19 protein-coding genes are annotated in these 20142 nt (G+C 71.7%); 12 read left to right on the top strand and 7 right to left on the bottom strand.

Features of this window, described 5'->3' with window-relative positions; all coding sequences use genetic code 11:
- Nucleotides 1-32 precede the first annotated feature (32 nt).
- The 4 genes from ACFPZ3_RS67820 to ACFPZ3_RS67805 all read left to right on the top strand — a co-directional run bounded on the left by ACFPZ3_RS67820 (nt 33) and on the right by ACFPZ3_RS67805 (nt 4726).
- Nucleotides 33-638 carry a DJ-1/PfpI family protein gene (locus ACFPZ3_RS67820; protein WP_379524924.1) on the top strand — a complete coding sequence of 202 codons (606 nt, stop codon included), beginning with the start codon at nt 33-35 and terminating at the stop codon, nt 636-638.
- A 25-nt stretch (nt 639-663) separates the two neighbouring features.
- Complete coding sequence (locus ACFPZ3_RS67815) at nt 664-1056, top strand: NUDIX hydrolase (protein ID WP_379524923.1); 393 nt, start codon at nt 664-666, stop codon at nt 1054-1056.
- A gap of 66 nt (nt 1057-1122) precedes the next feature.
- On the top strand, nt 1123-1941 hold the full coding sequence (locus tag ACFPZ3_RS67810) for an SAM-dependent methyltransferase (protein WP_379524922.1): 819 nt from the start codon (nt 1123-1125) through the stop codon (nt 1939-1941).
- Between the two features lie 91 nt (nt 1942-2032).
- A complete protein-coding gene (locus ACFPZ3_RS67805; RefSeq protein WP_379524921.1) occupies nt 2033-4726 on the top strand; it encodes a S8 family serine peptidase in 2694 nt (897 codons plus the stop codon).
- 32 nt (nt 4727-4758) lie between these two features.
- On the opposite strand, the gene ACFPZ3_RS67800 is transcribed toward ACFPZ3_RS67805, so the two are convergent.
- A complete protein-coding gene (locus ACFPZ3_RS67800; protein ID WP_379524920.1) occupies nt 4759-5106 on the bottom strand; it encodes an STAS domain-containing protein in 348 nt (115 codons plus the stop codon).
- Nucleotides 5107-5280: 174 nt separating this feature from the next.
- On the opposite strand from ACFPZ3_RS67800, the gene ACFPZ3_RS67795 reads away from it, so the two are divergent.
- Nucleotides 5281-6045, top strand: a complete 765-nt coding sequence (locus ACFPZ3_RS67795) for a phosphotransferase (RefSeq protein ID WP_379524919.1) — start codon at nt 5281-5283, stop codon at nt 6043-6045.
- A 6-nt stretch (nt 6046-6051) separates the two neighbouring features.
- Here the strand turns inward: ACFPZ3_RS67795 and ACFPZ3_RS67790 are convergent, their stop codons facing one another.
- Nucleotides 6052-7653, bottom strand: coding sequence for a serine/threonine-protein kinase (locus ACFPZ3_RS67790; RefSeq protein ID WP_379524918.1), 1602 nt, complete (start codon nt 7651-7653; stop codon nt 6052-6054).
- A 236-nt stretch (nt 7654-7889) separates the two neighbouring features.
- Between ACFPZ3_RS67790 and ACFPZ3_RS67785 the strand changes: the two genes are divergently transcribed.
- A complete protein-coding gene (locus ACFPZ3_RS67785; protein ID WP_379524917.1) occupies nt 7890-8621 on the top strand; it encodes an FHA domain-containing protein in 732 nt (243 codons plus the stop codon).
- A gap of 176 nt (nt 8622-8797) precedes the next feature.
- Here the strand turns inward: ACFPZ3_RS67785 and ACFPZ3_RS67780 are convergent, their stop codons facing one another.
- From ACFPZ3_RS67780 to ACFPZ3_RS67770, 3 genes are read right to left on the bottom strand one after another with little or no spacing between them, the layout of a single operon-like run.
- A complete protein-coding gene (locus ACFPZ3_RS67780; RefSeq protein ID WP_379524916.1) occupies nt 8798-11005 on the bottom strand; it encodes a xanthine dehydrogenase family protein molybdopterin-binding subunit in 2208 nt (735 codons plus the stop codon).
- Nucleotides 11006-11031: 26 nt separating this feature from the next.
- Nucleotides 11032-12036 carry an FAD binding domain-containing protein gene (locus tag ACFPZ3_RS67775; RefSeq protein WP_379524915.1) on the bottom strand — a complete coding sequence of 335 codons (1005 nt, stop codon included), beginning with the start codon at nt 12034-12036 and terminating at the stop codon, nt 11032-11034.
- A gap of 3 nt (nt 12037-12039) precedes the next feature.
- On the bottom strand, nt 12040-12588 hold the full coding sequence (locus ACFPZ3_RS67770) for a (2Fe-2S)-binding protein (RefSeq protein WP_379524914.1): 549 nt from the start codon (nt 12586-12588) through the stop codon (nt 12040-12042).
- Between the two features lie 204 nt (nt 12589-12792).
- On the opposite strand from ACFPZ3_RS67770, the gene ACFPZ3_RS67765 reads away from it, so the two are divergent.
- From ACFPZ3_RS67765 to ACFPZ3_RS67755, 3 genes are read left to right on the top strand one after another with little or no spacing between them, the layout of a single operon-like run.
- Nucleotides 12793-14088 (top strand): FAD-binding oxidoreductase, encoded by a 1296-nt coding sequence (locus ACFPZ3_RS67765; protein ID WP_379524949.1) that lies wholly within the window; start codon nt 12793-12795, stop codon nt 14086-14088.
- 59 nt (nt 14089-14147) lie between these two features.
- Nucleotides 14148-14354 carry a hypothetical protein gene (locus tag ACFPZ3_RS67760; RefSeq protein ID WP_379524913.1) on the top strand — a complete coding sequence of 69 codons (207 nt, stop codon included), beginning with the start codon at nt 14148-14150 and terminating at the stop codon, nt 14352-14354.
- Nucleotides 14351-14566: a hypothetical protein gene (locus tag ACFPZ3_RS67755; RefSeq protein ID WP_379524912.1), complete on the top strand. Its 216-nt coding sequence runs from the start codon at nt 14351-14353 to the stop codon at nt 14564-14566. Before ACFPZ3_RS67760 ends, ACFPZ3_RS67755 begins: the two co-directional genes overlap by 4 nt.
- Before the next feature lie 176 nt (nt 14567-14742).
- Here the strand turns inward: ACFPZ3_RS67755 and ACFPZ3_RS67750 are convergent, their stop codons facing one another.
- Both ACFPZ3_RS67750 and ACFPZ3_RS67745 read right to left on the bottom strand, forming a co-directional pair.
- Nucleotides 14743-15714, bottom strand: a complete 972-nt coding sequence (locus ACFPZ3_RS67750; protein WP_379524911.1) for an NAD(P)-dependent alcohol dehydrogenase — start codon at nt 15712-15714, stop codon at nt 14743-14745.
- 69 nt (nt 15715-15783) lie between these two features.
- Nucleotides 15784-17385 carry an IclR family transcriptional regulator domain-containing protein gene (locus tag ACFPZ3_RS67745; protein ID WP_379524910.1) on the bottom strand — a complete coding sequence of 534 codons (1602 nt, stop codon included), beginning with the start codon at nt 17383-17385 and terminating at the stop codon, nt 15784-15786.
- A gap of 101 nt (nt 17386-17486) precedes the next feature.
- Between ACFPZ3_RS67745 and ACFPZ3_RS67740 the strand changes: the two genes are divergently transcribed.
- The 3 genes from ACFPZ3_RS67740 to ACFPZ3_RS67730 all read left to right on the top strand — a co-directional run bounded on the left by ACFPZ3_RS67740 (nt 17487) and on the right by ACFPZ3_RS67730 (nt 20140).
- Nucleotides 17487-18269 carry a CoA transferase subunit A gene (locus tag ACFPZ3_RS67740; protein WP_379524909.1) on the top strand — a complete coding sequence of 261 codons (783 nt, stop codon included), beginning with the start codon at nt 17487-17489 and terminating at the stop codon, nt 18267-18269.
- On the top strand, nt 18266-18895 hold the full coding sequence (locus ACFPZ3_RS67735) for a CoA transferase subunit B (RefSeq protein ID WP_379524908.1): 630 nt from the start codon (nt 18266-18268) through the stop codon (nt 18893-18895). The genes ACFPZ3_RS67740 and ACFPZ3_RS67735 overlap by 4 nt, the downstream gene beginning before the upstream one ends.
- A gap of 96 nt (nt 18896-18991) precedes the next feature.
- Nucleotides 18992-20140, top strand: coding sequence for a thiolase family protein (locus ACFPZ3_RS67730; RefSeq protein WP_379524907.1), 1149 nt, complete (start codon nt 18992-18994; stop codon nt 20138-20140).
- Nucleotides 20141-20142: the final 2 nt, after the last annotated feature.

The following is a 20142-nucleotide window of genomic DNA, read 5'->3' as shown; positions in this document are numbered from 1 at the left end:
CAGGCTGAAGTGGTGAACCAAGGAGGCGACCGGTGACCACGTACGGACTGCTCATGTTCGACCAGGCGGAGGAGCTCGACTTCGCGGGCCCCTGGGAGGTCTTCACCAGCTCGTCGGCGCTGCGCGACGGCGCCGACACGGTGGTGCTCGTCGCCGAGCGGCCCGGCCCCGTGCGCTGCGCCAAGGGCCTGCGGGTGCTGCCCGACCACACCTTCGACGACCACCCGCCGCTGGACGTGCTGCTCGTCCCAGGCGGCAGGGGCGCCAGGGAGGTCGAGACGCACAACCCCGTCACCACCGCCTGGGTCGCCGAGACCGCCGCGCAGGCCACCTGGGTCGCCGGGGTCTGCACCGGCACGTTCCTGCTGCACGCCGCCGGCCCGGCGCGCGGGCGGCAGGTGGCCACGCACTGGCAGTACGAGGAGGCCCTGGAGGAGCTCGGGGACGTCACCGTGATGCGCGACGTCCGTTATGTCGTGGACGGCAACCTGGTCACCAGCCAGGGCGTCTCGGCCGGGATCGACAGCGCGCTGTGGCTGGTCGGCCGCCTCCACGGCCGCGACCACGCCAGGGCCGTGCGCAGGGCACTGCAGTACGAGCCCGCGCCGCCGTACCTGGCGGACGAGCCCATCGCCTGAAACCTGGCCCGAGTAGGGTCCGATCATGGACAACGAGAAGGTGGCCTGGATCCTGCTGCGCGACCACCAGGTCCTGATGACCCGTAACCAGGGCCGAGAGGTGTTCTACTTCCCCGGCGGGAAACGCGAGCCGGGGGAGTCCGACAGCCAGACCCTCGTCCGGGAGATCGACGAGGAGCTGCAGACGCACATCGACGCGGACTCCATGGTGCATTTCGGCACCTTCGAGATCCCGGCCGGCCATCCGGAGCGCGGGCCGTTCCGGATGATCTGCTACACCGCCGACCACCGCGGGCCGCTGACCCCGTCGATGGAGATCGCGGAGAAGGCGTGGTTCGGGTACGCCGACCGGGACCGCGTCTCCTACGTCGACTCCCTCGTCCTCCAGGCGCTCCACGAACGCGGCCTTCTGCACTGAACGCAGGGGTTCACCCCATACCGGTTGATCGCTACGCTTGCGCTACCTCAGTGCGGGAGGCGACGCGTGAGTGCTGTTGAGCCGGCCGTGCCCGGCGTTGACCCCACGGTTCCCAGCGTGGCCCGGATGTACGACTATTACCTGGGCGGCAAGGACAACTTCCCCTCCGACCGGGAGGCCGCGGAGAAGATCATCGCGATCGTCCCCGAGGTGCGCGAGACCGCCCGCGACAACCGGGCCTTCATCGGCAAGGCCGTACGCGTCATGGCCGGGCAGGGCGTGCGCCAGTTCCTCGACATCGGCGCCGGCCTGCCCACGCAGGAGAACGTGCATCAGGTCGCGCGGCGGGCCGCCCCCGGCTCCCGGGTGGTCTACGTCGACAACGACCCCATCGTCTTCGCGCACGCCCGCGCCCTGCTGGCCGACACCTCCGGCACCATCGCCGTCTGGGGCGACGCCACCGACCCCGCCGCCATCCTGGGCTCGCCCGAGGTCGCCGGGCACCTCGACTTCAGCCGTCCTGTCGCGGTGCTGATGTCGGCGGTGTTGCACTTCGTGCCGGGGGATGAGCAGGCGAGCGGCATCGTGGCGGCCCTGCGCGCGCCGCTCGTGCCCGGCAGCCACCTGCTGATCTCCCACTTCTACACCCCTGACGCCGACGACCCCAAGGTCAGGGCGGGCCAGCAGGTGTACAAGGCGACGAAGCCGGGCGCGCTGAGCGCCCGCTCGCTGCGGCAGATCACCTCCTACTTCGACGGGATGACGCTGCTGGAGCCGGGGCTCGTCCCGGTCAAGTCGTGGCGGCCCGAGTCCGAGCCCGACCGGCAGGTGAAGATCGACCTGACCCGGCCGGGGCTCATGGGCGCGGTGGGCCGCCTGCCTTAGGGATTTCCCCAGGTCACCTCCTGACGACAGGGCGTAGCGGGCCGCGTAGTCTCGGCAGCCCTCATCCCCTTTCCTGAAGAAGGTGCCGGGCATGGCCACACCGCGTTCGCAAGAGAGCGAATACAGCTACGTCGACAAGACCAGCGGCCGGCTCACCACGTTCGCGGCCAAGCCCGACGAGGCCATGGTGACGTTCGCGGGCCAGGGGGAGATCGACACGCTCAACCAGATCGTCGCCGCCCCCTCGCTGCGGTCGGTCAGCCAGGGCTACGACCTGCGGCGGGGATTCGCCGCCGTCTACGTCAGCCCCGCTCACATGGCCGAGGTGGCAGGCCAGGACGAGGTGACCGACTCCCTCCCTGTCATGATCGACGAGCACGGCGCCTCGCGCTACTTCCTGCCGAACGAGCTCACCGTGCAGTTCCGCCCGGACATCGCACCGGCCAGGGCCGAGGAGATCGTCGGCGAGCACGGCAGCCGCGTCCTGGTACGGCAGCGCACGCCCGGCTACTACACGCTGGCCGTACCCGAGGGGCGTGGCCTGTTCGAGACGATCCGCGAGTTGTCGGATCTGGACGAGGTGGCCTTCGCCGAGCCCAGCGAGGTGGGCTTCAACAGCGCCCTGCTGTTCGTCCCCGGCGACGCCGACTTCGGCAGGTTATGGGGCATGCGCAACACCGGCCAGGCGGTGAACGGCTCCACCGGCGTCGCCGGGTCGGACATCCGCGCCTGCGAGGCCTGGGACCTCACCAGAGGCGACCCCGAAGTGATCATCACCGTGATCGACACCGGCGCCGCGCTCGCCCACCCCGACCTGCAGACCAACATCCTGCCCCGCGGCGCCGAGGACTGGGACTTCGCCGACGCGAACGACCCCGTGCCGGAGGACCAGGACGGCCACGGCTCGCACGTCTCCGGCACCTGCGCCGCCGTCAACGACGCGACCGGCGTCGTCGGCGTGGCGCCGCGCTGCCGCGTGATGCCGCTGCGGGTGGACCTCACGACCGGCATGAACCAGAACCGGGCCGACGCGATCGCCTACACGGCCGCTCAGGCGAACGCCAACCCCGAACGCCGGTACGTGATCAACTGCAGCTGGCGCATGAACGGCGACCACGCCGGCGTGCGGACGGCGATCCAGACCGCGGTCGGCGCGAACGTGGTCGTGGTCTTCGCCGCGGGCAACGACAACACCAACACCGACGTCACCCCGCAGTTCCCCGGCGTCTACGCCGAGGTGATCGCGGTGGCCGCGCTCGACCAGTCCGACCGCAAGGCGACGTTCTCCAACTTCGGCACGAACGTGGACGTCGCCGCGCCCGGCGTCAACATCTGGTCCACCTTCTCGGGCGGCGGCTACGCCTTCCTCAACGGCACCTCGATGGCCTCCCCGCACGTGGCCGGGGTCGCCGCGCTCGTCTGGTCGCGCAACAGGAACCTCACCAACCTCCAGGTGCGCCGGATCCTCGAGACCACGTGCGACGACATTGCCGCCGCCAACGCCGGGTTCCCCGGCATGCTGGGCGGCGGGCGCGTCAACGCGATGAACGCGGTCACCTCGCCGCTGATCTTCCCGCAGCACACCGCCTTCACCGCCGACCTGACCGGCGACAGGAAGGCCGACGTGGTCGGGTTCGGGGACGCGGGCGCGTACGTCTCCAGGAACCAGGGCAACGGCAACTTCGCCGCGCCGCAACTGGCGGTCGGGAACTTCGGGTACGAGGCGGGCGGCTGGCGTGTCGAGCGGCATCCGCGCTTCCTGGCGGACCTGACCGGGGACGGCCGCGCGGACATCGTCGGGTTCGGTGACGGGGGCGTCTGGGTCTCCCGTAACAACGGCAACGCCACCTTCCAGGCGTTGCAGCTCGTGGTGGGAAATTTCGGGTATGAGGCGGGGGGCTGGCGGGTGGAGCGTCACCCCCGCTTCCTGGCCGATCTGACGGGCGACCGCCGTGCGGACATCGTCGGTTTCGGCGATGGGGGTGTCTGGGTGTCACTCAACAACGGCAACGGGACGTTCCAGGCGTTGCAGCTCGTGGTCGGAAATTTCGGGTACGAAGCTGGTGGCTGGCGGGTGGAGCGTCACCCCCGCTTCCTCGCGGACCTGACGGGCGACCGTCGCGCGGACATCGTCGGGTTCGGCGACGGGGGCGTCTGGGTCTCCCGTAACAACGGCAACGGCACCTTCCAGGCACCACAGCTCGCCGTCGGCAACTTCGGTTATGAGGCAGGCGGCTGGCGGATCGAGCGTCACCCCCGCTATCTCGCCGACCTCACCGGCGACGGCCGCGCCGACATCGTGGGCTTCGGCGATGGGGGTGTGTGGGTGTCGCTCAACAACGGCAACGGCACCTTCCAGGCGCCGCAACTCGCGGTCGCCAACTTCGGTTACGAGGCTGGTGGCTGGCGGGTGGAACGCCATCCCCGCTTCCTGGCGGACCTCAGCGGAGACGGCCGCGCGGACATCGTCGGTTTCGGTGACGGGGGTGTGTGGGTGTCGCTCAACAACGGCAACGGGACGTTCCAGGCGCCGCAGCTCGCCGTCGGCAACTTCGGTTACGAGGCGGGGGGCTGGCGGGTGGAGCGGCATCCGCGCTTCGTCGCCGACCTCACCGGCGACAGCCAGGCGGACCTGCTCGGCTTCGGCGACGCGGGCGCCTACGTCTCAATGAACAACGGGAAGGGCGCGTACGGCAACCTCAACCTCAAGATCGGAAACTTCGGATACGAGGCCGGGGGCTGGCGCGTGCACAAGCATCCGCGTCTCGTCGTCGGACCCCGATGACCTACGCGTAGACGGTGACGACCGGGTCGTGGCTACGATCCGGTCGGCGCGTCGCGCAGGGAGAAGCGCCGGTCGAGGCCGGTCAGGCGCAGCAGCCGCGTCACCCGTGGCTGCAACCCGCTCAGCCGCAGCCGGCCGCCGGCGGCCTCCACGGTGTTCGCGGCCCAGATCAGCGTGTTCAGCCCCGAGGAATCACAGAAGTCGACCCGTTGGAGGTCGACGTCCACGTGCGGCGGCCTGATGGTCGACATCGCCTGGCCGAGCCCGCTGCGGAACTCCTCCATCGAGGCGAGGTCGAGATCTCCCACCGCACTCAGCACGGCGGCGTCGTCACGCTGCGTGACGATCCAGGAGAAGCCGGTACGCTCTGCGCTTCCCATTCCACCCCTCCGCATCGGATATGGTTCGCCTCCTTTATCATTGCATGATGCAATGAAACCCGGAACCCGTCACGCCGTGGTCATCCTGTTGACGCGGTGATTCCCGCGTGACACCCTCCTCGCGACGTTGATGACCCTCGACGCTGTGCGGGCACTCGGGGAGGTTCCGGCGAGATGACGACGGATCGGCTCGCGGGCGGCAACGACGGGGGCGCGATCCGGGTCGGGCGCACGGTGCGGCGGCCGGTGCGCGCCTGGACGGAGTCGGTGCACGAGCTGCTGCGGCACCTCGAACGCAAGGGGTTCGGCGGGGCGCCCCGCGTCCTGGGCATCGACGAGGACGGGCGCGAGATCCTGACGTACCTGGAGGGTGACACCCTGGGGGACGAACTGGTGTGGCCAGGGTGGACCCGTACGGAGGAGACGCTCGTCCAGGTCGCGCGGTGGCTGCGTGACTACCACGAGGCCGTGGCCGACTTCGTGCCATACGCCGGCGCCCTGTGGCGCACGGGGGAGCGGTGGACGCCCGGGACGATCATCGTGCACAACGACGCCACCGCCTTCAACGCCGCCTGGCATGACGGACGGCTCACCGGCTTCTTCGACTGGGACTTCGCCGGTCCCACCACGGTGGACTCCGACGTGGCCTGGATGGCCTGCAGCTGGGTGCCGCTCTACGCCCGGCGCGCGGTCGCGCTGGAGGGTTTCACCGACTTCGACTCGCGGCCCGGGCGGCTGCGCCTGTTCCTGGACACCTACGGGTGGAGCGGGAGCACGGACGCTCTCATCAACGAGATCCAGGCGCGCACGCGGGCGCGGGCCGACGTGATCCGCCGCCGCGGCGCCACCGGCGAGGGGCTCTACGAGCGGCTGCTGCGGCGAGGGGTCGCCGACGACCTCGACCAGGCCGTCCGCGAACTCGACGACTTCCCGCGCTGACCCTGCTCACGCGGGCTGGTAGCCGCGCAGGTAGCCCGCGACCTTGGCGGTGTACGGGCGCCACCGCGCGGGAATGCCCTTCGCCCGCTTCAGGGGATCGACGCCGCTGCGGTAGAGGGCGGCCAGCTTCAGCGCGGGATCGCCGGGCAGGCTCTTGATCTGCGGGCCCAGCGTGCACATGAACCGTCCCATGGAGAGGATCGACACCTCGGGCGTGAACGGCGGCTTCGGCTCCCGGCCCTGCAGCCCGCCCGGCTGCCAGTGCCACAACACGCTGGGGGTCCACCTGGCGATGCCGTACTCGTCGTTCGTGGTGTCGGAGAGCTTGGGGTCGAAGCCCGACTCCGCCTTGAGCATCGCGGCGATCAGGGCCGGGCTCAGGCCGGGCTGGTCGCAGTACGTGCCCGCGTTCACGATCAGCGCGCGGTACTCGCCGGGGATGTCGGAGTCGGCGCGCAACCAGCGCCTGGTGTCGTCGCCGACCGGCGACGTGCTCGCGGACGTGCCGCCGGCCGGGGTCGTGGTGGTCGGTTCGGGTATGTCGCCCGTCCGGGCCATCGTGATGACCACCGCGGTCACGGCCGCCGCGACCACCACCGTCCCACCGACGACCAACGCTCGCCGTCCGGAGAACCCGCTCTTCCGCTCCCCGCCCGGCCCTCCTCCCGACGGGCCTCCTTGCCCGGACGAATCTTCTGGCGGGTCTCCTTCTCCGGGCGGTCCCGCATCCTGCCGTCCTGCGCCCGGTTGCCCCGCGCTTGGCAGGACCGCTCGTGGCGGCTCCTTCTTGCGCGTCGTCCCGGGTCCGCCGTCCGGCAGGACGCCCGTGCGGGACGAAAGCGCCGCGGCGTAGGCGGTGGCGTCCTCAAAGCGGCCCTCCCGCTCCGGGTCCAGCGCGCGCATCACCGCCGCGTCGACCGCCTCCGTCACCTCCGGCCGCAGCGCGCTCGGCGGCACCCGATCGCTCGGCTTGGCCGGCACCCGGCCCGTGAGCAGGTGGTAGGTCAGCGCGCCCAGCCCGTGGACGTCGGCCCGCGCGTCCGGCGCCCCGTCGAAGTAGAGCTGCTCGGGCGCCTGGTACCCGGGCGAACCCGCGGGCAATGTCAGCCCGCTCAGGTGGTCGGCGGAGCGCGCGATGCCGAGGTCGGCCACCATCACCCGCTCCCCGCCCTCGGGCCGCGAGCAGAACAGCACGTTCGACGGCTTCAGGTCGCGGTGGACGACCCCGATGCTGTGCAGCACGGCGACGCCCTGGCAGATCTCACCCATCAGAGCGAGCGTCTCGGCGAGCGGGAGCGGCGGGCCGGCCAGGCGGTCCCCCAGGGTGCCGCGGTCGGCGTACGTCATCACGAAGTAGGGCCGGCCGTCGTCGAGTTCGCCGATGTCGAAGACCTGCACGAGCAGGTGGGAGTCGGCCTGGCGCAGCAGCCGCGCCTCCTGGATGAACCGGTTGCGCACGTCGGCCTGACGGGCCCAGTTGTCGGCGAGGATCTTGACCGCCACCGACGAGCGCAGCTTCTCGTCGCGGGCGAGGTAGACGGAGGCGAAACCCCCGACCCCGATGAGCTGCTCGATCCGGTGGCGACCTGCGTGGGATGGAGCCGTCATTCGGTTCATGATGGTCGATGCCCGCGGATTCGTCCACGCGCCCTGGCACCTTCCAGGTTACGAAATCGCCGAGCAGACAGGAGGATCGGGGCAGCGAACCGACAGCGAGGTCTCCTTCCGCGGGGGTGGTGACGACCAGCCGGACGGGGGTCCGCGGGAACGCCCGCGGCCCGGCGGCCGGCCGTTGCCTGTCTGACCTCGACACCACCACCGGCACACGAGTAGGGTCACGCGCGATGTCGCACAGCACGATCTTGATTCAGATGGCGGCGGCGCCCACGGACGACCGGCCGTACTCGCTGGAGCTCGAGCCCGGAGAGCAGGCGTTCTTCGGGCGCGGGGTCCCCAGCGCGCCCGTGGACCTCATGCTGGACGACCCCGCCGTCTCCCGGCGCGCGGGCAAGATCGTCGCGGTGGGCGACTACTGGTTGTTGTCCAACCTCAGCATGTCCAAGACGTATGTGGTGGAGAACCCGGAGGGCGGCGGGGAGTTCGTCAAGGTGCAGCCGGGGCGGGTGGGGGCGCCGATCCCGTTCGAGTTCTCGCGCGTGACCCTGCCCGCGGTGGACGGCACGATCTCGTTCCTGGTGTTCGCGCCGCAACACGTCCATGTGCCGCCGGGCAGCGCCGACGGCGGGGCGGCCACGCAGGTCGCCTACCCGCTCGACCAGAACGCCAAATACTTCCGCATCCTGGTCGCACTGTGCGAGCCGCGCCTGCGCGACCCCTCGACCTCGCGCATCCCGACCATCCCCGAGATCATCGAACGGCTCCCCGACCTGGGTCTGAGCCGCACCGCGATCGGGTTCCACATCGGCTATCTCGCCGAGAAGAAGCTGCACGTCAAGAGCCCGCACGGCGGGGAGGGCAAGGCCGACTGGCAGCGGCACGCGCTGGTCTCCCTCGCGCTGCGCTTCGACCTGGTGACCAGCGACCACCTCGCCCTGCTGCCCGTCCCCGGCCGCTGAGTCACTCCATCAGCACCGGCAGGGCCTGGACGTCGCTGCCGATGAACGAGGGTCGCGGTCGCAGGGCCGCGGGGCCGGCGGCGAGGCGGAGCCGGGGGAAGCGGCGGAACAGGGCGGGCAGGGCGATCTGCGCTTCGAGCCTGGCCAGCGGGGCGCGCCGGAGGCGGGAACCCCGGTCAGAGCAGGTCCTCGATGCGGATCGGCAGGCGGCGCAGGCGGCGGCCGGTGGCGTGGAAGACGGCGTTGGCGATGGCGGGCGCGACGCCGACCAGGGCGACCTCGCCGAGGTTCTTGACCCCCATCGGGTTGAGCACGAAGTCCGGCTCGTCGATGAAGTCGACCTCGATGTCACCGATGTCGGCGTTGACCGGGATCACGTAGTCGGCCAGGTCGTTGTTGACGAAGCCCCCGTACCGCGGATCGACCTCGCTGTGCTCGCGCAGCGCCGCGCCGATGCCCCAGACCACCGCGCCACGCACCTGGGCGTCCGCCGTCACCGGGCTGGCCACGCGGCCGCAGTCGGCCACGCTCACCACCCGGGACACGCGCACCCGCCCCGTGGCGGGCTCCACCCGCACTTCGGCGAAGTGCGCGATGAAGCTGAACGACACGTACGACGGGAACTCGGGGCCCGCCAGGGCGACCAGGCCCGCGCGCATCCGGTCGATCATCTCCGGCGGCTGGCCGGGCGCCTGGGTGACGGCCTCCACCGTCACCTCCTCGCGGCCGGACGCCCTGACGGCGGCGGCCAGGTCCACGTGCCCCTCGGCGGCGACGCCCAGCCTCGACCGCAGTTCGCCCAGCGCGGCGTGCATCGCGAGCAGGGTGCTGTTGGTGCCCCACGCGCCGGCGGTCAGGTGGTGCGGCGCGGCCCGGGTGTCGCCGACGACGACGCTGATGGCGTCGGGGTCGATGCCGAGGTTCGCGGAGACGGCGGAGACGAGGGCGGTCGTGATGCCCTGGCCCATCTCGTGCCCGCCCACCTCGGCCAGGACGTGGCCGTTGGCGCCGGCGTGCAGGCGGGCGAGGGTCGGCACGGTCATCGACGGGTACGCGCCCGTCGCCACCCCCCACCCGACCCGCGTGCCGTCGGGCTCGCGCGTGGAAGCGGGGTCCGGCGAGCGATCCGCCCAGCCGAACAGCTCGGCGCCCCTGCGCAGGCACGCCGCGAGCTGCCTGGAGGAGAACGGCTTGCCGGTGACCGGGTCCGTACCGGCGTCGTTGGCCAGGCGCAGCTCCACCGGGTCCCGCCCGGTGGCGTGGGCGATCTCGTCGATGGCCGACTCCATCGCGAACGCCGCCGGGTGCTCGAAGGGCGCGCGCATGTAGCCGGGGGTCTGGGCGTCGGTCCTGACGTGGCGTTGCCGGCCGCGGAAGTTCCTGATGTCGTACAGGCGGGAGGTGATCTCGGTGTACGTCGAGGGCAGCAGGTCGTGCCGGGAAGCCTGCTGGTCCACCTCGTGGATGGCCGCGAGCAGCCGTCCGGAACGGTCGGCGCCCAGGCGTACGCGGTGCCGGCTCACGGGGCGGAAGCTGGCCGCGTGGAAGGTGTGGGCGCGGGGGGTCACCAGCTTGACCGGGCGGCCGACCCGGCGGGCGGCCACGGCCAGGGGCGCGATGTGCGGCTGCAGGGAGTTCCTCTGCCCGAACCCGCCTCCCACGTACGTCGAGATGACCCGGATGTTCGCGGGGTCGATGCCGAGCTGCCTGGCCAGGCCGCCGCGCAGGGCCCCGACGCTCTGCGTGCCCTCGTGCACGACGAGGGTCTCCCCGTGCCACTCGACGACGCCGCCGATCAGCTCCATGGGCACCTGGTGTTGCGGGCCGACCTCGTAGCTCACGTCCACCCGGAGCGGGCTGCGCTCGTACGCGCCGTCCGCGTCGCCCACGACGATGTCGGCCAGGAACGGCAGCGGCAGCGCCTCCTGCTGGAGCACGGTCTCGGTGCCGTCCGCGCCCATCTCCACGGCGAACGGCTCCTGCTCGTACGCGGCCCGCACCAGCCCCGCCGCCTGCGTCGCGGCGACCAGCGTCTCTGCCACCACCAGCGCGATCGGCTGCCCCCGGTACGCGACGCGGTCGTCCAGCATCGGCTGCAGGCTCTGGAAGGCGTAGCCGTCGCCCATGATGTACCCGGCCGGGGTGATGCCCAGGTCGTCCAGGTGGGACAGGATGAGCAGCACCCCGGGCACGGCGGCGGCCTGCGCCGTGTCGAGCCCGGTGATGCGGCCCTTGCCGATGGTCGCGACGACGGGCATGGCGTAGGCGATGCCGGGCAGCGTCCGGTCCGCGCCGTAACGCGCCATCCCGGTGACCTTCTCGCGGGCCCCGACCCTGGGGATGCCCCGCGTCGGAGCGTCCGGCCGCTCTCCGGCGTTCGTCATCGTACGGGCCCACTCCCCGGCGTTCGTCATCGTACGGCCCGCTCTCCGGCGATCCGCAGCGCCTCGGCGACCGTGCGGATGCCCAGCTCGATCCGGAAGGCGTTGTCCCTGCCCGGACGGGCGCCCTCGAAGGCGGCCTCGCCGGCCCGGCGCAGGCTCTGCTCGTCCAGGACCGCGCCGGTCAGCTCCTGTTCCGCGGCGCGGCAGCGCCAGGGGCGGGTGGCGACCCCGCCCACCGCGATGCGGCACTCCCCGACGGTGCCGCCGGGGTCCAGGCTCACCGCCGCGGCGGCCGAGGTCAGCGCGAACGCGTACGACTCCCGGTCCCTGACCTTGTGGTAGGTCGAGCCGCGCCCGGCCGGCGTGACCGGCACCCGGATGCGGGTGACGATCTCGTCCCAGTCCAGCGTGTGCTCTCTGTCCGGCGTGTCACCTGGCTCGACGTGCAGGTCCGCCAGCGCGAGCGTGCGCTCCCCGCGCGGCCCCGCGACGTCGAGCACGGCGTCGAACGCGATCAGCGCGACCGCCCAGTCACCGGGATAGGTGGCGATGCACGCGTCGCTGCCGCCGAGCAGGGCGTGCCCCCGGTCCAGCCCGCCGATCGCGGCGCAGCCGCTGCCCGGCTCCCGCTTGTTGCAGGGGAAGGCGAGGCCGCCCCTGAAGTACGCGCACCGGGTGCGCTGGAGCAGGTTCCCGCCCACGGTCGCCATGTTGCGCAGTTGCTGAGAGGCCGCCTTGGCCAGGGACTCCGCCAGCGCCGGATATTCCGTGACCAGCACCGGGTCCGCCGCCACGTCCGCCATCAGCGCCCCTGCGCCGAACGACAGCTCCCGCTGCCCGGTGGTGTCCACGCCGGCCAGCTCGCGCAGGGCGCGGACGTCCACGACGATGGGCGGGGTCTCGATGTCCAGCTTCATCAGGTCGTACAGGGTGGTGCCGCCGGCCAGCACCCGCGCACCCGGGCCGGCCTCGGACAGGGCGCGCACGGCCTCCTCGAGGGTGGCCGGGGCGGCGTAGGCGAACGGTCGCATGGCTCAGCCCTCCCTCGGGTCGTCGGCTTCACGCGCGGCGCCGCAGTCCGCGGCCCGCAGCGTGGCCGCCTCATGTACCGGTGAGCTCCGGGCGGCCTCGCGGATCGCCGCGAGAATGCCCGTGTACGCCCCGCATCGGCACAGGTTGCCGCTCATGTACTCGCGGATCTCGTCATCGTCGCCGGTGTGCCCTTCCGCGATGCAGGCCAGCCCGGACATCACCTGCCCCGGCGTGCAGTAGCCGCACTGCAGGGCGTCGTGGTCCACGAACGCCTGCTGCAACGGGTGGAGCCCGCCTTCGAGACCCATCACGCCCTCGATCGTGGTCACCGACCGGCCGTTGACCTGCACGGCCGGCAGCAGGCAGGACACGACGCGGCGTCCGTCCACGTGGACCGTGCACGCGCCGCACTGCCCGTGGTCGCAGCCCTTCTTCGATCCGGTCAGGCCCAGCCGCTCGCGCAGGACGTCGAGCAGCGACTCTCGCGGGTCGAGGCGCAGGTGCACGGACCAGCCGTTCACGGTGAACTCGATCGGTACCTCCGAGGTCATACGCGCCACGCTAATGCGGGATGCCGTTTTTATCCCCACATGTCTGTATAAGGGCCGGTCAAGAATGGCCGAGGAGGCGGGGGCGACACGGAAAGCCCGCCGCACCTTTACCTTCGGCCGGTTGTTACCGTGCTGCTCGTGCCCTTCATCGATGCCCTGTCAGCCGCCCTCCCGCCCAGCCGGCTCGTCCTCGACCCCGACGTCATGGCCGCCTACGCCCACGACCAGGCCGCCTGGGCTCCCGCGGGCAGGCCGATCGCGCTGGTCAAGCCGGAGGACGCCGAGCAGGTGCGCGCGGTGGTGGCGGTCTGCGCGGCGCACGGCGTGCCGATCGTGCCGCGCGGCGCCGGCACCGGCCTGTCGGGCGGCGCGAACGCCGTGGACGGCTGCGTGCTGCTGGCCCTCGACGGCATGGACCGCATCCTGGAGATCGACACGGCCGAGCAGCTCGCCGTCGTGCAGCCGGGCGTGGTCAACGACCACCTGCGGGCCGCCGTCGCCGAGCACGGCCTGTGGTACCCGCCGGACCCGGCCAGCTCGCCCTGGTCCACGATCGGCGGCAACGCCGCGACCAACGCGGGCGGCGTGTGCTGCGTCAAGTACGGCGTGACCCGCGACTACGTGCTCGGCCTGAAGGTCGTCACCGGCGCCGGCGAGCTCGTCACGCTGGGCAGGCGCACCAGGAAGGGCGTGGCCGGGTACGACCTGGCAGGCCTGTTCGTGGGCTCCGAGGGCACGCTGGGCGTGATCACCGAGATCACCGTGCGGCTGCTGCGGCTGCCGGAGAGCCCGCCGAAGACGATTGTCGGCGCCTTCGACTCACTGGTGGCGGCGGGCGAGGGGGTCGCGGCGGTGGCCGCGGCCGGGATCACCCCGGCCGCGCTGGAACTGGTGGATCGCTACTGCCTGCGCGCGGTGGACGACTGGAAGAACATGGGGCTGGCCGACCTCGGCGACGTCCTGCTGCTGGGCCGCGTCGACACCGGTGACGAGAAGGAGGCCGCCGCGCTGCAGGAGTGCTTCGACCGGGCCGGGGCGACGTGGAGCACCCGCTCGACCGACGCGGAGGAGGCCGAGGCGCTGTTCTCCGCTCGGCGGCTGGCGTACCCGGCTCTGGAGCGGCTCGGGCCGGTGCTGACCGAGGACGTGTGCGTGCCGCGCGGGCTGGTGCCCGAGATGCTCGGCCGGATCGAGGCGCACGCGAAGGCGCACGACGTGCACATCGCCAACATCGCGCACGCGGGCGACGGCAACCTGCACCCGCTCATCGTCGTCCCCGTGGGCGACGATGAGGCGCGCGCCCGGGCGCAGCGGGCGTTCGAGGCCATCCTCGACGACGCCATCGCGCTCGGCGGCACCGTCACCGGCGAGCACGGCGTGGGCCTGCTGAAGAAGCGCGGCATGCACGCCGAACTGGGCGAGGACGTGCTGGCGCTGCACCGCGCCATCAAGTCGGCCCTGGACCCCGCCGGGATCTTCAACCCCGGCAAGATCATCTAAAGCTCGGGGAGCACCGAGCCGGTGAGGCGCTGATCGACCTGCACCAGGCGTACCGGACCGTGCTCACCGCCGACACGCCCGCCACGCCCGCGCAGGCGCTGCTCACCTCGACGGTCGACACCCAGCGGCTGCGCTACGACCCGTCGGCGTCGGGAGGCGTGCCGCTCGTGGTGCCCGCCGTCGCCTTGGTGTCGGTGCTCGGCGTGCTGGTGTTGTTCCTGGTACGCCGTCGGCGGACCGCCTCGTCCGTGGACGTGTCCGGATGAGCGGCACCACCGGGCCCGAGAACTACCTGATCGCGTTGTTCGACGGGGCGGGCGCGTTCTGGCTCGCGCTGGGTGTGGGCGCGTTGCACGCCGTCGCGCCGGGACACGGGAAGAGCGCGGCGGCGGCCTGGATGCCCGCGCTGGCAGGAGTCGCCGTGGCGATCGGCGGCTGCTTCTACCTGGCCACTGCCATCACGGCCCTGACCCCATGATCATCAGGCCGCGCGAAGGGCGAGCCACCTTCTGAGAGCAGGCGAAGGGCCGAGCCACCCTGCTGAGAGCAGGCGATAGGCGAGCCACCCTCTGAGAGCAGGCGAAGGGCGAGCCCTCTCTGAGAGCAGGGGCCGCACGCATGGTCGGCCACGCGGCCCCGCGCCGGGGACGCGACCTACTCCGGATGCCCGACCGTGATCACGACGTTGCCCGTCTTCTGTCCCGTCTCGACGTACCGGTACGCCTCGACGATCTCGTCCAGCGCGTACCGCCGATCGATGACCGGCCGGAACGCCCCGGACTCGATCAGCCCCTTGAAGTGCCGCGCCATGCCCGCGTCATGCTTGGGCAGCGGGAAGACGACCTTCTTGCCCCGGGCCACCGGAGTGACGACCGCGAGCGCCAGGTTCTGCCAGAACGCCCCCACGTCGGAGGCGACATAGATGCCGCGCGGTTTCAGCAATCTCCGGCACCGCCCGTACGAGCTCTTGCCCACCGCGTCGATGACGGCGGAGTAGCGCTGCTCGTCCCGCGTGAAGTCGGTGGCCGTGTAGTCGACGACCCGGTCCGCCCCCAGCCGCCTGACCAGGTCGAGATGTGAGGTCCCGCAGACGGCGGTCACGTTCGCGCCGAGGTGTTTCAGGAGTTGCACGGCCGCCGACCCGATGGCCCCGGTGGCGCCGTACACGAGGACGTCGTCCCCCTCACTCACCCGCGAGGACCTGATGAGCGAGAGCGCATAGTGCGAGCCTTCGGTGCTGGGCACGGCCTCCTCGTACGTCAGCCCCTCGGGGACGATCGCCAGCGTACTGTCCTGGGAGATCACCATGTACTGGGCGTGCGCCCCGAACCCGCCGTCGTTGTAGCCGAACACCCGGTCGCCTGGCTTGAACGAGGTGACGCCCTCGCCCACCGCCTCCACCTCACCCGCGAACTCGGTCCCCAGAACCGGCACCGTCGGCCTGATGAGCCCGGTGAAGAACCGCCACAGGAACGGCTGGGCCGCCCGCATCGCGCAGTCCGTACGGTTGACCGTCGTCGCATGAACCTTGACCAGCACGTCGCGGTCCGTGATGACCGGCTTGTCGATGTCTAAGACGCTAACCACTTCCGGCGGGCCGTATCTGGCGCGCACTGCGGCCTTCATGCCCGGAGTCTAAGGCGTCGAGCAGCGATCCGCCCGTCGCAGTCCAGGAGGGCGAGCTCGGCGATGATCTCAGACCACGTCCACCGCGCGGGTGTAGGCGAGGTCGGCCTCCATGTCCGCCGCCGCCTGTCTGAGCTCGGGCAGGACATCGCGCAGGAGGGCGTCGCTGGAGGCGCGGCCGGCGTGGGTGGCGACGTTCACGGCCGCCACGGTACGCCCGGTACGGTCCCGGATGGGCACCGCGACCGACCGTACGCCCTCCTCCAGCTCCTGATCCACCAGCGCGTACCCGTCCACGGCCGCCTGCCGCAACAAGGCCCGCAGCTCGGCCCGCGAGGTGACGGTCCTGGCCGACAACCGCCGTGGCTTGATCGCAGTCAGCCGTTCCTCAGGCAGTTCGGCCAGGAGCACCCGCCCCATGGAGGTCGCGTACGCGGGGAACCGGGTCCCGACCGTGATGTTGACGCTCATGAGGCTCACGGTCTGGACCCTGGCCACGTACAGGACGTCGTCTCCCGACAACACCGCCACCGACGCCGACTCGCGGACCCGCGCCGCCAGGTCGGCCAGGTGCGGCTGCACGATCTCCCTGAACGTCAGCCCCGACAGGTGCGCGTACCCCAGCTCCAGCACCCTCGGCAGCAGCGCGAACCGGGAGCCGTCGTCGGCGGCGTACCCAAGGTGTTCAAGCGTCTGGACCGCCCGCCGCACGGTCGCCCGGGGCAGCCCCGTCACCTTGGCGCAGTCCGCGAGCGTCAGGCCGCCCCGCGCGGACCCGAGCGCGACCAAGACGGCCAGCCCGCGCGCCAGCGACTGCAGGAAACCCATCCCCAGCTCCTGCTTGGCACTCCGGAAGAGATCGGCCCCGGCCCCAGTCCCAGAGACGCCGGCCGGGGGACCGATCGGAGCGGCCCCCACGGAGACGCGACCGGTCGCGGCCATAGCGATGGGCCGAGTATCGCTCCGGGCGGCAAGCGTCTGGGGGTCGCTCAGGGCGGCGATGGGCAGGGGGTCGGTCGGGGTCGCGATGGTCTGGGGGGCGCTCAGGGCTGTTTCCATCTCCGCGACCGTTTTGCGTAGCGCCGGCAGGCAGTGGTCGCGTAGCCCCGCCGCCGTGTGCCTGCTGGTGTGACTCACCACGCTGACCGCGCACACCGCCCGCCCAGACCCCTCTCGTACGGGCACCGCCACCGCGATCAGCCCCGGCTCCACGAGCTGGTCGTCCTCGGCCCACGGCACACCGGGGTCGAGCAGCGCCAGCCCGGCCGCGCACCGGTCGGCGGGCAGCACGTCGCCGGTCCGGAAGGTGACCGACATGGTGCGCCGCCGGGTGACCTGCACCACGAAACGCACCCCGTCACCGTCCTGGACGGCCAGCGACACGGACTCGTCCAGCTCCTCCGCCAGCCGCTCGGCCAAGGGGGAGAGGGTGTCACGCAACCCGCTGCCCGACAGGTACGCCTCGCCCAGCTCCATCAGACGTGGCGCGAGCCGTACCTCTCGACCGTCCTCCCGCAGGTAGCCGAGGTGGAGGAGGGTACCCAGCACCCGGTCCACGGTGGACCTGGCCAGGCCGGTCGCGCGCACCAGATCCGTGGCGCGGGCGGGCCGCCCGGTGGCCAGCGCGCGGAGCACGGCCAGCCCGCGCTCCAGGGTTCCGGCCGCTTCCATCGGCTCCTCCAAAGCTTTGACAGGTCAGCGACCCGTACACATACTGAGAACACAATACTGAACTAAAGTTCGCAGAGCGAACACGTCTCGATCGGAGCGTCGTGCGGAGAGACAAAGTGATCGCCACGGCCGCGGAGGCGTTGGCCGGCGTGCGCGACGGCGCGTCGTTCGCCGTCGGCGGCTTCGGCCTCAGCGGCATCCCCAACGTGCTGATCCAGGCCCTCTACGACACCGGCGTGAGCCGCATCGGCGTCGTGTCCAACAACTGCGGCGTGGACGGCGGGGGCCTCGGGATCCTGCTGGCGGCAGGGCGGATCGCCCGCGTGACAGCCTCCTACATCGGCGACAACAAGGAGTTCGCGCGCCAATATCTGGGCGGCGAGCTGGAGGTCGAGCTCACCCCGCAGGGCAGCCTCGCCGAGCGGCTGCGCGCGGGCGGCAGCGGCATCCCCGCCTTCTACACGCCCGCCGGGGTCGGCACCCCCATCGCGGAGGGCGGCCTGCCGCTGCGCCACAACCCGGACGGCTCGATCGCGGTCGCCTCGCCGCCGAAGGAGGTGCGGGAGTTCGACGGCCGGCCGTACGTGCTCGAACACGGCATCCGTACGGACTTCGCCCTCGTCCGAGCGGCCAAGGGCGACCGGCACGGCAACCTGGTCTTCCACAAGGCCGCCAGGAACTTCAACCCCCTCGCGGCCATGGCCGGCCGGATCACGATCGCCGAGGTCGAGGAGCTGACCGAGCTGGACCCCGACGAGGTGCACCTGCCCGGCGTCTTCGTCCAGCGCGTGCTCGTGCTCACCCCTGAGCAGGCAGCCGACAAATCCATCGAAAAGCGCACGACCTCTCCGGCGCCTCCCGTACCAGGAACGGTCAACGAATGAGCTGGACCCGTGACGAGATGGTCGCCCGCGCCGCGGCCGAGCTGCGCGACGGCGACTACGTCAACCTGGGCATCGGCCTGCCCACCCGCATCCCCTCCTTCCTGCCACCGGGCGTGGACGTGGTCCTGCACTCGGAGAACGGCGTCCTCGGCGTCGGCCCGTACCCCCAGGAGCACGAGATCGACCCCGACCTGATCAACGCGGGCAAGGAGACCGTCACCGTGCTGCCGGGGGCGTCGTACTTCGACTCCTCGTTGTCGTTCGGCATGATCCGCGGCGGTCACATCGACGTGGCGGTGCTGGGCGCGATGCAGGTCTCGGCCCGCGGCGACCTGGCCAACTGGATGGTCCCCGGCAAGCTGGTCAAGGGCATGGGCGGGGCCATGGACCTGGTGCACGGCGCCCGCAGGGTCATCGTGATCATGGATCACAACGCCAAGGACGGCTCGCCGAAGATCGTCAAGGAGTGCTCGCTGCCGCTGACGGGGCAGGAGTGCGTACACCGGATCGTCACCGACCTCGGGGTCTTCGACGTCACCGGGCAGGGGCTCACGCTCGTGGAACGCGCGCCGGGGGTGAGCGTGGAAGAGCTGCGCGACCGTACCGACGCGGAGGTCACCGCATGAAGAGCGGCATGAAGGACGCCGACACTCTCGAAGCGGTCGTGAAGGTTCTCACATGATGGACGCCGACACTCTCGAAGCGGTCGCGGAGGTTCTCACATGAAGGCCGTCTACATTCTCGACGCCGTACGCACGCCGTTCGGCCGGTACGGCGGCGCCCTGTCCAGGATCCGCCCCGACGACCTGGCCGCGCACGCCGTCTCCGCGCTGGCCGAGCGCAACGGGCTGGAGAGCGCCGACGAGGTCGTGCTCGGCAACGCCAACGGCGCCGGCGAGGAGAACCGCAACGTCGCCCGCATGGCCGCCATCCTGGCCGGGCTGCCGATCACCACGCCCGGCGTGACCGTGAACCGGTTGTGCGGGTCCGGCATGGAGGCCGTCATCCAGGCGTACCGGGCGATCGCGCTCGGTGACGCCTCGACCATCATCGCGGGCGGCGTCGAGTCGATGACCCGCGCGCCGTGGGTGCTGCCCAAGCCGGAGAGGGCGTTCCCCGCGGGCGGTCAGGAGCTGGTCTCCACGACGCTCGGCTGGCGGCTGGTCAACCCGGACATGCCCCCCGAGCACACCGTCGCGCTCGGCGAGGGCGCCGAGCTGATCGCCGACAAGCACGGCGTCAGCCGCGCGGAGCAGGACGTGTTCGCGCTGGCCAGCCACCAGAAGGCGGCCAAGGCGTCGTTCGAGCGCGAGATCGTGCCCATCGCCGGCGTGACCCGCGACGAGGGCATCCGCCACGACACCTCGCTTGAGGCGCTGGCCAAGCTCAAGCCCGCCTTCCGCAAGGACGGCGGCACGGTCACCGCGGGCAACTCCTCCCCGCTGAACGACGGCGCCGCGGCCCTGCTGCTCACCGACGAGGCGGGCCTGCGCGGTCGCGAACCCCTCGCCAGGATCGTGGCCAGCGGGGTGAGCGCGCTGGAGCCACGCTACTTCGGGCTCGGTCCCGTGGAGGCCGCCGGCCGGGCGCTGGCCAAGGCGGGCAAACGGTTCGGCGACCTGGTCACCGCCGAGCTGAACGAGGCCTTCGCCGCCCAGGTCCTCGGCTGCCTCGCCGAGCTGCCCGACCTCGACCCCGCCATCGTCAACCCCGACGGCGGCGCGATCGCGATCGGCCACCCCCTCGGAGCCTCCGGCGCCCGCGTCACCGGCGCCGTGGCCCACCGGCTGGCCGCCGCCGGCTCGGGCACCGGTCTCGCCAGTCTCTGCATCGGCGTCGGTCAGGGGCTGGCCGTCGTACTCGAAAGGTAGTT

The sequence above is a fragment of the Nonomuraea insulae genome (genome assembly GCF_042656245.1).
The sequence above is the reverse complement of the archived record's forward strand: the minus strand, read 5'-3'. Positions and strand labels throughout refer to the sequence as shown.